General features: G+C 63.6%; 12 protein-coding genes. 8 read left to right on the top strand and 4 right to left on the bottom strand.

What is annotated here, in order from left to right; genetic code table 11:
* The first annotated feature begins 93 nt into the window (after window positions 1-93).
* Window positions 94-414, top strand: coding sequence for a UrcA family protein (locus ACK4SV_RS07420; RefSeq protein ID WP_409917179.1), 321 nt, complete (start codon window positions 94-96; stop codon window positions 412-414).
* A 103-nt stretch (window positions 415-517) separates the two neighbouring features.
* On the opposite strand, the gene ACK4SV_RS07415 is transcribed toward ACK4SV_RS07420, so the two are convergent.
* Window positions 518-1,036 carry a SixA phosphatase family protein gene (locus ACK4SV_RS07415; protein ID WP_409917178.1) on the bottom strand — a complete coding sequence of 173 codons (519 nt, stop codon included), beginning with the start codon at window positions 1,034-1,036 and terminating at the stop codon, window positions 518-520.
* A gap of 122 nt (window positions 1,037-1,158) precedes the next feature.
* Between ACK4SV_RS07415 and ACK4SV_RS07410 the strand changes: the two genes are divergently transcribed.
* Both ACK4SV_RS07410 and ACK4SV_RS07405 read left to right on the top strand, forming a co-directional pair.
* The gene (locus tag ACK4SV_RS07410) at window positions 1,159-1,800 is read left to right on the top strand and encodes a peroxiredoxin (protein WP_409917177.1); all 642 of its coding nucleotides are present in this window, start codon (window positions 1,159-1,161) and stop codon (window positions 1,798-1,800) included.
* A gap of 121 nt (window positions 1,801-1,921) precedes the next feature.
* The gene (locus ACK4SV_RS07405; protein WP_409917176.1) at window positions 1,922-2,671 is read left to right on the top strand and encodes a PhyR family response regulator anti-anti-sigma factor; all 750 of its coding nucleotides are present in this window, start codon (window positions 1,922-1,924) and stop codon (window positions 2,669-2,671) included.
* Window positions 2,672-2,691: 20 nt separating this feature from the next.
* Here the strand turns inward: ACK4SV_RS07405 and ACK4SV_RS07400 are convergent, their stop codons facing one another.
* On the bottom strand, window positions 2,692-3,699 hold the full coding sequence (locus tag ACK4SV_RS07400; protein WP_409917175.1) for an HWE histidine kinase domain-containing protein: 1,008 nt from the start codon (window positions 3,697-3,699) through the stop codon (window positions 2,692-2,694).
* Window positions 3,700-3,870: 171 nt separating this feature from the next.
* Here ACK4SV_RS07400 and ACK4SV_RS07395 point away from each other — a divergent pair, with 171 nt between their 5' ends.
* Both ACK4SV_RS07395 and ACK4SV_RS07390 read left to right on the top strand, forming a co-directional pair.
* Complete coding sequence (locus tag ACK4SV_RS07395) at window positions 3,871-4,785, top strand: calcium/sodium antiporter (RefSeq protein ID WP_409917174.1); 915 nt, start codon at window positions 3,871-3,873, stop codon at window positions 4,783-4,785.
* Window positions 4,786-4,836: 51 nt separating this feature from the next.
* Complete coding sequence (locus ACK4SV_RS07390; protein WP_409917173.1) at window positions 4,837-5,787, top strand: DMT family transporter; 951 nt, start codon at window positions 4,837-4,839, stop codon at window positions 5,785-5,787.
* Window positions 5,788-5,794: 7 nt separating this feature from the next.
* On the opposite strand, the gene ACK4SV_RS07385 is transcribed toward ACK4SV_RS07390, so the two are convergent.
* Window positions 5,795-7,534 carry a cation:proton antiporter gene (locus tag ACK4SV_RS07385; RefSeq protein WP_409917172.1) on the bottom strand — a complete coding sequence of 580 codons (1,740 nt, stop codon included), beginning with the start codon at window positions 7,532-7,534 and terminating at the stop codon, window positions 5,795-5,797.
* An 85-nt stretch (window positions 7,535-7,619) separates the two neighbouring features.
* Complete coding sequence (locus ACK4SV_RS07380; RefSeq protein WP_409917171.1) at window positions 7,620-8,504, bottom strand: branched-chain amino acid aminotransferase; 885 nt, start codon at window positions 8,502-8,504, stop codon at window positions 7,620-7,622.
* Between the two features lie 53 nt (window positions 8,505-8,557).
* On the opposite strand from ACK4SV_RS07380, the gene ACK4SV_RS07375 reads away from it, so the two are divergent.
* Genes ACK4SV_RS07375 through ACK4SV_RS07365 form a run of 3 tightly spaced genes read left to right on the top strand, consistent with a single transcriptional unit; the run spans window position 8,558 to window position 11,025 of the window.
* Complete coding sequence (locus ACK4SV_RS07375) at window positions 8,558-9,022, top strand: MarR family winged helix-turn-helix transcriptional regulator (protein ID WP_409917170.1); 465 nt, start codon at window positions 8,558-8,560, stop codon at window positions 9,020-9,022.
* A gap of 10 nt (window positions 9,023-9,032) precedes the next feature.
* Window positions 9,033-9,722 (top strand): response regulator, encoded by a 690-nt coding sequence (locus ACK4SV_RS07370; RefSeq protein WP_409917169.1) that lies wholly within the window; start codon window positions 9,033-9,035, stop codon window positions 9,720-9,722.
* A gap of 7 nt (window positions 9,723-9,729) precedes the next feature.
* Window positions 9,730-11,025, top strand: a complete 1,296-nt coding sequence (locus ACK4SV_RS07365; protein ID WP_409917168.1) for an ATP-binding protein — start codon at window positions 9,730-9,732, stop codon at window positions 11,023-11,025.
* Window positions 11,026-11,042: the final 17 nt, after the last annotated feature.

Below are 11,042 nucleotides of genomic sequence, written 5' to 3'. Positions count from 1 at the left end.
CTCCCTGCCCCCGGCCGGCCCCCCCGTCCCCCGCCGCCCCCCCCCCCCCCCCTTTCAGAAACCCAGAACGACAAGAACTAACGAGGAAACACCATGAAACGCCTTGCCATCGCCGCCGCAGCCGCCCTGCTCGTCTCAGCCCCCGCCTTTGCGGCCTCAAACACGTTCCAGATGGAGGTCGAGTTTGCCCCTGCCAAGCTCTCCTCGCCGCAGGGTGCGCAGCAGGAATATGACCGGATTGCCGAGCAGGTTTCCAGCCGCTGCGCTACGGAGCACCGCAATGCCGGCACCGGCCGCGTGTTCCAGAACTACGCCGCCGAGATCTGCACCCGCCAGACACTGGACCGGGCCATTCGCGAGGCGAACCATCCGGCGCTGACCGAAGTGCACGCTGCCCGCCGCGCAGGAAGCTGACGAAAGTTGCGGTTCCGGGGACTCCAAGCCCAAACGCCCCTGCTGACGGAACCGCCGACTTGCCGCCCCGAGCCCTTCACGGCCGGGGCGGTTTTTTTGCGGGTCACTCCGCCGCGAAATCCTTGGCGCGGAGCACCCCTGCCAGCCGGAACCGCGCCGGCAGGAAAGGCCCGTTATCGAGCGCCTCGAACAGGGCGGCGCAGCTCGTCGGGAATTTCTCATGCAGGCGCAGGGACGCCCCATGGTCGAGGGAGCCGCCCTCCCTGAGAATGCTGAGCGCAAAATCATGCAGGCCCGGATTGTGGCCAATCACCATCAGCGTATGGGCGCCGTCATGCTGGCTGACGGCCTCGGTCAGGCCGCGCACGCCGGTGAGGTAAAGGGCCTCCATGACGCGCACGCGCTCGCCGGTGACCACCCTGGCAACTTCCGAGCAGGTCTCGCGCGCCCGACGCGCGCTGGACACGAGGATCCGTTCCGGGCTCCAGCCGAGGCACACGATCTCCTCCGCCATCCGCCGCGCATCTTCATGCCCACGCGGCAGGAGCGCGCGGTTGAAATCATCGATGCCCTCATTCCAGGGCTCGGTCTTGGCATGGCGCATCAGCAGAAGGCGTTTCATGCGGCGGGGCATACCCTGAATCGTGGAGGATTTCTCATGGGGAGTATCAGGTGTTCTGAATTGGCCGGTCAGGTCTTAGGCACTAGAAATACGCCACAAGGCAAGAGCGGCGAGCGCAAAAGATGACCCTCCTGATTGGCGATACAGCGCCCGACTTTGAAGCCGAGACGACCGAGGGCCGCATCCGGTTCCACGACTGGGCCGGCCAGGATTGGGTTGTGTTCTTCTCCCATCCGGCGGATTTCACCCCCGTCTGCACCACCGAACTTGGTTACACTGCGCGCCTGAAAGACGAATTGTCGGCGCGCGGCGCGAAGGCGCTGGTTATCTCGATCGACACCGTCGAGGCGCATGAGCGCTGGTCTGCTGATATCGAGCGCACGCAGGGCGCGGCGGTCAATTTTCCCATGATTGCAGATCCGCACCGGAAGATTGCATCGCTTTACAATATGATCCACCCGGCCTCTGACCCGAAACTGACCGTCAGAGCGGTGTATGTGGTTGATCCTGCAAAAAAAATACGCGCCTCAATCGTCTACCCGCCAAATGTTGGCCGCAACTTTAACGAGATTATCCGCCTCATTGATGCTCTTCAGCTGACGGACGGGCACAAGGTGGCCACACCCGTGAACTGGCAGGCGGGTAGCGACGTCATCCTGCAGCCATCTTTGCAGGACCCGGCCGAGATCAAACGGTCGTTCCCCGATGGGTACCGCGAAGAAACACCCTACCTTCGGTTTGTACGTATATCCGAGCCCAGCTGAATGTATGACACCGTGAGCCATCAGCCGCTCGCCCGCAGGCGCCGGGCGGCTGTCCTATAGGCAAGACCCCGACTGCGGCTTGCGGTATATTGGCAATGACGGCTCAGCAGGTCAGCGAATCATGCACACAGGAAACCTGTCGGACACGATAGAGACGGAACTGCCATATCTGCGGCGATATGCACGGGCCATTCTGGGGAATGCCTTCGATGGAGACCGTGCGGTCGAATGCCTTCTGGAACAGGTGCTTGAGTCTTATCCGGCATCGATCTGCAGGGTTCAGCTTTTCCGGCGGCTCGACCAGATCCTGGCAAGCCCCAAAACCAGCAGCCAGGCTGTCCGGACAGACGCGCGGATGGCACCTCTTTCAAGGCGCGCATTCCTGATCACGGCCATGGAACATTTCAGTGAAGCGGATGCGGCTGTCATCCTCGGCGTGAGTGAAAGCGATCTCGTCAGGCATCTAGAAACAGCGCATGGAGAGCTGACCGGATTGGAAGCTCGCCGCGTCCTGATCGTGGAAGACGAACCGCTGATTGTCGGAAGCCTGTCGATCCTGGTGGAATCCCTGGGGCACAAGGTTGCCGGCGTGGCGGTGACAGCAGACCAGGCCGTTACGAAGGCGCTGGAGCTTCGGCCTGACCTGATCCTTGCGGATATACTCCTCGCCGATGGATCCCAGGGGACAGATGCAGTCGCGGATATACGCTCCCGGCTCTCCGTGCCGGTCATTTTTGTGACGGCGTTTCCCGAGCGTATGCTGCTGGGCAAGAGCGGCGAGCCGACTTTCCTGATCACGAAGCCTTTCCGTCCGGCTCAGGTCAAGGCGGTCATTTCCCAGGCGCTCTTCCTGCAGGCGATTGCAGCCTGACCGGGGCTTGCCCGCCTGCTTCAGGCGAGCAGCGCAGCATCGGACGGCTCCAGGCCTGCACGGATAAAGCCGGCAGTCGTGCGTAGACAAAGGTGCATCCCGTTATCGGTGAACTGGCGCTCGGCTGTCATATTGGGCATCAGATTCAGCATCTTGGTGCCGAAGCCTTCACGATCAGGGTCGGCCTTCTTGCAGCGCCCGGTTTCGCTCCAGTCTACAATGAGTTCGGAGTTCTCTACCCACCATTTTACCGTCAGCGTGCCATCGGGGACGGAAAAACAGCCATAGCGCACAGCGTTGGTGATCATCTCGTGCGCGAGCAGAGCTGTCCACTTTGTCGAGCGTACTGACAACTGAAAGTCCGGCCCTTCCAGATGGATGCGCGGATCCGTCAGGGGGGCAACCTGAGCGAGTTCAATCTCCAGAACCCGCCGCATGGACAAGCCCTGCCACGCATTGCCAGAAATCGTCAGGAGGGTACGGTTCACATTCTGAAGCCGCTCCATGAAGCGGTCAACGAAACCGTCAATGTCGGTCGCATTCCGGCTGGTCATGATGGCGAGTGACCCAACCATCGTCAGCGTGTTCGACAGCCGGTGCTCCAGTTCATGCGAGATAGCATCAGCCTGCCGGCGCAGGCGCACTTCTTCAGTGACATCGTCCACTGTGTGCACGATGTGCGTCACCTCTCCGTCAGGTCCGTAGATGGGCGTTTCTGTGGCACGCCAGTACCGTTCCACCATCACGCCATGTTCATTCGGCAGCCTCCATGGCTGGGCGGGTTCCCTGGTTGTCTCACCCGTCAACGCCCGCTCGAACCGTGCGCGAACCTCACTTTTGCGCTCGGGCATCTCGTGAAAGAGATCCTCCACCCGGCAGCCGAGCACAGCTTCGCGGTTCAGGCTGAAGGTCCGCGCATATGCGTCGTTGAGGAAGGTGATGCGGAGCTGCCGGTCCAGCACAACGATCGGGACCGCAACCACAGACAGCACTTCAAGCTCTGAAGGCGCAGGAGGCGGATCATCCACGATTTCTACTCCCTATCAAGCACTCGCAACGCTTGTGCGCTCGCCGGTCCGGGAAGGAAACTGTTTCGGCGGTACCTGGCTGCGAATTTTCCCTCCAGAGCCTCTTTTCGAACTCTCAAGCCGGGACCACGTCTTTATTGTAGCACACTTCCCGCCCCGGCGCTCCCCAACATGTCCTTTCTCTTCCTGATCTTCGGTCTGGCCCTCCTCGTGGCTGGAGGCGAATTTCTCGTGCGCGGCGCTGTGCGACTGGCAGAACGGCTGAGCCTGTCGCCCCTGCTGATCGGGTTGACGCTGGTAGGCTTCGGGACATCGACGCCGGAGCTGGTGACCAGTCTCGAGGCCGCATTCCGTGGCTCTCCCGGCATTGCGATCGGCAATGTGGTCGGCTCGAACACCGCCAACATCCTGCTGATCCTCGGCATCTCGGCGCTGCTCTTTCCGGTGGCGGTTGCAAGGGGTACCTTCCTGCGCGACGGGATTGTCCTTTCCGCAGCAAGCCTTGCCTGTCTCGGGGCCGTTCTGGCCGGGCAGCTTTCGCCGGCGCTCGGCGCCGCGTTCGTGACCGCGCTGGCGGGATATATCTTTTTTGCATTCCGCCAGGAGCGGCAGGCACCGGCCTCCGGCGCAGGACCGGAGGCTGAGGCGCTTGCGGCCACCGCAACGAGACGGCATATCGCGCTGGACCTGCTGCTGGTTGCCGGAGGCCTTGCCCTGACAATCCTGGGCGCGCGGTTTGCTGTAGATGGAGCGATTTCGCTCGCGCGGATGTTCTCGGTGTCGGAGACGATCATTGGCCTCACTGTCGTGGCCGTCGGCACCTCCCTGCCCGAACTGGTGACGTCCGTGATGGCGGCGATCAAAAGGCAAGGAGACATTGCGTTCGGCAACATCGTCGGCTCGAACATCTACAATGTGTTCGGCATCCTTGGCGTCACCGCGATGGTTAAGCCGATCCCGGTGCCGGCCGAGATCGCTGCGTTTGACATCTGGGTGATGCTGGGGGCGACGGCCTTGCTGCTTGCATTCTCGGTTTCTCGCTGGCGCATCGGGCGGATCGAGGGCGGTGTCCTGCTGGCGGCTTAAGCCGGTTACACCGGATGGCTGGGGATGAGCGCCGCAGGCGGATGATCCGGCTTGACGCGCGACTGCCGCGGCCTCATCGCTCCGGCGGCCATGCGCACGCCTCATCCCATCCTGCTTGTCTGTTTCGGTGTCATCTTCGGATGCGGTGTCGATGCCGTGATGAAGGCGATCATGCTCGGCCCGACCAGCGTGATCACGGCAACGACCTGGCGGTACATACTGGGCGCGGTGATCATGATTGCGCTGTTCATGGCGGCCGGGCGTCGGGTTCCGACCCTTGAAGCGATCCGCTTTCACACGCTCAGGTCGCTGGCGCAGGTTATCTCCGCCTTTTTCTTCTTCTATTCGCTGACGCAGATCGCGCTCGCCGAAGCGGTTGTCCTCGGCTTTACGGCTGCGCTGATGATCGCGCCGATGGCGCGGCTTGTGCTGGGCGAGAAGATGAGCCCGGTGACGATCCTCGCCTCCCTTATTGGCTTCTGCGGGGCTGCACTGGCGGCCACCGCGGAAACGACTGGCGCGCCGGCGGACGGAAACCGGGTGTACGGTGTCGGGGCGATCCTGGTTTCGGCGGTGCTGTATGCGCTGAACATTGTGCTCCTGCGGCTACGCTCCCGGCAGGAAGACAGCCTGACGCTGGTGACCTTCATGAACATCCTGCCGGCCCTGTTCCTGCTGCCGTTCATGCTGGTGTTCAGCGCGCCGCTGCCGGCGCCGGATTCCTGGCCCCTGATGGTATCGGTGGCTTTTCTCGGCATCGGCATCTGGTGGCTAATGACCATGGCCTATGGCCGCGCGAAGGCGCAGACGCTGGCCCCGTTCGAGTATACCGGCCTCATCTGGTCGGCGATCCTCGGCTATGTGTTCTTCCAGGAAGTGCCGGGCTGGCGGGTCTGGGCAGGCGCGGCAATCATCATTGCGGCCTGCCTTGTCGTGGCGTTCGAGACGCATTTCGCAGCGCGGCGCGAAGCAAGGATGCCGGCGAGCGACATCGTGGTCTGAGCCGCGATCAGGGAAGCGCACGTTCCTCGTCGCCGAGTTCGGGGATGGCGATACGGTCCTGCGGCTCGCTGCTGCCGGTGAGCAGTTCCACGGCCCGGTCGGCGGCATCCTGGAAAGGCTCGAAGACGATGTCCGCGCCCCCCTTCCCCGTGCGGGCGAGGAGCAGGTCGGTGTCTGCCTGGGTATGGGACGTGACGGCGATGCGCCCATCGAATTCAGCCGCGCGAACGCCCTGAAGCAGGGTTTCGCGAACATCGTCATGGCTGAGGCCGGAGGGGTGGACGGGAACCGTGACGACCACCCAGTCCGCATCCGCAAGCGGCAGATGGGCGATGAACTCCGGATCGGTCGCATCGCCATAGATCGCGGGAACGCCGAGATCGTGCCAGCGCTCCACGGCGCCGGGATTGAAGTCGACGCCGAGGACCGGCACGCCGCGCTTGTGAAGGCGCAGGCCAATGGCCGTGCCGAAGCGGCCAAGGCCGAAGATCAGGACCTTGTAGGCTTCGCCGCTGGCCTCGTCCGATGTGTCTGCCTCGCGCGGGGTGCCCCGCCGCTCGAATATGCCGAGCACCGGCTCGAACACCGCAAACAGCTGGTGGGAATAGGTGATCATGTAGGTGGAGGCGGCAATCGTCGCGAGGCCGACGAGGGTGACAAGGCCGAGGGCGTCCTGCGTGACATGGCCGAGGCTGACGCCCATGGCGATGAAGATGAGCGAGAATTCGCTGATCTGCGCGACGGTAAGCCCTGCGAGGAAGCCAGTGCGCTTGCGGTAACCCATGGCGCCCATAATCGCGAGGACGATGAGCGGGTTCCCGACGAGCACGAAGACAGAGAAAATGATGGCCGGCCAGACCTGAGCGCCCAGCAGCGAGAGGTCCAGCGTGGCGCCGAGCGCGATGAAAAAGAACAGCAGCAGGAAATCCCGCAGTGGGGCGAGACGCGCGGCGATGGTTTCCCGGTAGGGCGTGGAGGCGAGCGCGATGCCCGCGAGGAGGCCGCCGACTTCCTTGCCGAGACCGATGACATCCCCCACCGCCGCGAAGATCGCCGCCAGCGCAATCGCGAAGATCACGAGGAGTTCCGGCGTCTTGGCGAGCTGGGTCGTGAGCGGACTGGCAACATAGCGCACGAACAGGCCGACAAAGATCACCATGGCGACGCCTGCGACGAGGACGGTGAGGATGCTGCTGGCTGCGCCATTCTCGCTGCCAGAACCGATGCCGATGGCCGACAGGACGATCATCGCCAGCACGACGACAAGGTCCTGGACGATCAGGAAACCGAGCGCAATCTGGCCGTGCAGGGCGCCGATCTCCTTCTTGTCCGAGAGGAGCTTCACGATGATGATCGTGCTGGAGAAGGTGAGCGCGACGGCGACGTAGACGGAGGTGATCGGGTCAAGCCCGAGCGCAATACCGATCAGGAAGCCGAAGATCGAAGTAAACGCGACCTGGCCAAGCCCGGTGAGCAGCGAGACCGTGCCAAGCGACTGGATCAGCTTGGTGTCCAGCTTCATGCCCACCAGGAACAGGAGAATGGCGATCCCAAGCTCTGACAGGAGGTCGATCTGCTCGCCCGAGCGTACCAGGTCCAGCGCCGAGGGACCGACGATCAGGCCCACCGCGATGTAGGCAACGATCAGCGGTTGGCGCAGCATACGCCCGACAAGCCCCGCAATCGCTGCCATCAGCAGCAGCAGCGCAATCTCACCGAACGGCGAATGCGCGATCCACTCCATCATTGGTCCTGCCCCCTGTTTCCGTTGGCGTGCCGCACGCTGTCAGGAGTGGCGCAAGTGGCGCTCCGGGGAAAGACCTGAAACTGCGTCAGAGCGCCATTTCCAGCTTGCCGTTCACAAGGTTGGAATAGTCGTTGACCAGCGCTTCGGAAATCTGGCCCGGCTTGTAGCGATGCTCGCCGATTTCGGCGACCGGGGTGATCTCTGCGGCTGAGCCGGTGATGAAGCATTCCGAGAAGGTGGAAAGCTCGTCCGGGAAGATCGCGCGCTCGATGACTTCGATCTGGCGGGCCTTGGCCAGCGCAATCGCCGTCTGCCGGGTGAGGCCGTTCAGGAAGCAATCCGGCGTCGGCGTATGCAGGGCGCCGTCGCGCACAAAGAAGATGTTGGCGCCGGTCGCCTCCGCCACCTGGCCGCGATAGTCGAGCATCAGGGCGTCCTGATACCCGGCCCGCTCGGCGGCGTGCTTGGAGAGGGTGCAGATCATGTAGAGGCCGGCCGCCTTGGCATGGCAGGGCGCGGTATCGGGCGCAGGCCGGCGCCATTGGGCATGGGTCAGGCGGATGCCCTTCATCTTGTCGGCGAAATAGTCGCCCCAGTGCCACACGGCGATGGCGAGGTGGATCGTGTTGTTCTGGGCCGAAACGCCCATCATTTCAGAGCCGCGCCAGGCAATCGCGCGCACATAGGCGCTCCCGAGGCCCGATTTCGCGAGGGCTTCCTGCTTCGCGCGTTCAACTTCCTCGACGCTGAAGGGGATTTCGAAGCCCATGATCTCGGCTGATTTGTGCAGCCGTTTTGAATGATCGAGCGAGCGGAAGATCTGACCGCCATAAGCACGCTCGCCCTCGAAAACCGAGGAAGCATAGTGCAGGGCGTGGGTCAGCACGTGCACTTTCGTGTCGCGCCAGGGTACGAACGACCCGTCCATCCAGATGTATCCGTCACGGTCATCATAGGGGATGGCAGCCATTGGGTACGCTCCTTGCTTGCACTTTTGCGCCGGTTCGCGTTCATTTCCGACTTATGGCCACGCCCGTCAACCTGACCCGACCGTTTGACCCCCGCCTGTTCCTGATCGACCAGGAGCTGGACCGGGGCGCCGGACTGCTGCTTTCAGGCGCAGATCTGCTGCTGCGCGCGGCAGAACCGGCCCGGAAGGCGGCTGGCCTGAGCAAGACAGAGATGCAGATTCTCATGGCAATCCGCTACCGGCCCGGCCTGACGGTCGGCCAGCTGCGGGGGGCCCTCGGCATGACGGTGCCGACCTTCGCGCGGATTCTCGGCCAGCTGGATGGGCGCGGGCTGGTCGAAAAGCAGCGCGAGGGCGCTGATGGGCGCCGCCGCAAGCTCACCCTGTCGGATGCGGGCGTCACGCTGACCACACCGATTGCGATTGAACTGCGCGAGCGCCTTCGGCTGGCTTTCCGCGCCTCCGGGCCCGAAGCTGTGGCCGGCGCGCGGGTGCTGCTGGAAGCCCTGGTCAAGTGAGGCGCCCCAGATGAGCGAACGGGACCCGGCGCATATCCTGATCGTCGATGATGACGACCGTATCCGCGACCTGACGAAGCGCTTCCTGACGATGAAGGGTTTCCGCGTCACCGGCGCAGCTGATGCACCGAGCGCGCGGCGGCTGATGCAGAACCTGGCATTCGACCTCGCCATCCTTGACATCATGATGCCGGGCGAAACAGGGCTCGACCTGCTGGAATCGATCCGCGGCGGGCCGGCGCATGAAACGCCGATCATGCTGCTCACGGCCCGAAGCGAGGCGCGCGACCGGATCGAGGGTCTGCGCCTCGGCGCAGACGACTATCTTGCCAAGCCCTTCGAGCCGGAGGAGCTGGCGCTGCGCTGCGAGGCGATCCTGCGCAGGTCACAGAAGCCTGCGCCGCCGCCGGAAGAAATCGAAATGTCGGGCCTCGTCTTCAATGTGGCGCGCGGCGAACTGAAAGCCGGGGATGAGCGGATCCGGCTGACGGACGCCGAACTGCAGCTGCTGACCGTGCTCGCCCGCGTGCCCGGGCAGGCGATCAGCCGGGAAGACCTGGCGCATCTGACATCTGCAGGGCTTGAACGGTCCGTTGACGTGCAGGTGACCCGCCTGCGCCGCAAGATCGAGCCCAATCCGCGCGAGCCAATCCATATCCAAACCGTGCGGGGCATCGGCTACCGCCTGATGCCGGACTGAGCGCCCCATGCCGCGCCTGAGGGACATCACACCGAGAGGGCTCTATGCCCGCAGCCTGCTGCTGATCCTGGCGCCGGTCCTGCTCATCCTTGGACTGATGATCTGGTATTATTATTCGAGCCATATTGCAGAGATCAACCGCAAGCTGGGGCAAGGCCTTGCGCGGGATGCCGGGCTGATTCGGGATGCCTGCCTGAACCCGGACTATGGCCCCGCAGACCTCGACCGTATCCAGGGGCTGATCGAGACACAGTTCACCTGCACCCTGCCGGCAGATGCCGTGCCGGTATCGTCGCTACGCACCGAATTTCCGTATAATGACATCTTGCGCAGTGAACTGATCACACGCCTGGGCGAGGGCGCACTGATCGGCAGGAGCGCTGGCGATTCCCGGTTGCATGTGCGCTTTCCTGCCGGAACTGAAACAGCCGAGATGATCCTGGATCGCAAGCGCGCGCTGATGATCAATGCGCATTTCCTGATCGTCTGGGTTATCTTCTTTTCCCTGCTGCTGGTGGCGCTGAGCATCGGTTTCCTGAACCAGCAGGTGCGCTCGATCCTGCGCTTGTCGGAGGCGGCGCGGGCATTCGGGCGCGGGCGCGACCTGCCGGATTTCCGCCCTTCCGGCGCCACCGAAGTGCGCGATGCGGCGCGGGCTCTGATCGACATGAAAGCCCGGCTAACGGCTTTCGCGGATCAACGAACCGCAATGCTCGCGGGGGTCAGCCATGACCTGCGCACGCCGCTGACCCGGCTCAAGCTGACGCTCGCGCTGATGGAGGACAACCCGGACATCACCGCCGCGAAGGCAGACCTGGACGACATGGCCATGATGCTCGACGAATATCTCGCCTTTGCCCGGGGCGAGGAAGGCGATGAGCCCGGAATTGTCGATCTCGGCAACATGGTGCGGGAGGTATGCGCCGGGTTTGGCCCGCATGTGCCGGTGACCGGGCCGGTGCGGATGGATGTGCCCGGCCGGCCGCTGGCGTTGAAACGCGCGGTGACAAACCTTGTCTCGAACGCGCTGAAATATGCGGCGACTGCGCGCGTGACCCTGATCAGCGGGCCGCATTGGGCGGAGGTGATGGTGGATGATGACGGCCCCGGCATTCCGCCCGAGCGGTATGAAGACGCGTTCCGGCCCTTTTCCCGCCTCGACGATGCGCGCAGCCAGAATGCGTCGGGCTCCGGCCTTGGCCTGACGCTTGCGCGCGATACCGCCCGGGTGCACGGCGGGGATGTGCGCCTGTCGCCAAGCCCGCTGGGCGGATTGCGCGCCACGCTCCGCCTGCCGCACTGATCCGATATCCATTGAGA

The organism is Hyphomonas sp. (assembly GCF_046313735.1).
In the GTDB taxonomy this organism is placed as follows: Bacteria; Pseudomonadota; Alphaproteobacteria; order Caulobacterales; family Hyphomonadaceae; genus Hyphomonas.
The sequence above is the reverse complement of the archived record's forward strand: the minus strand, read 5'-3'. Positions and strand labels throughout refer to the sequence as shown.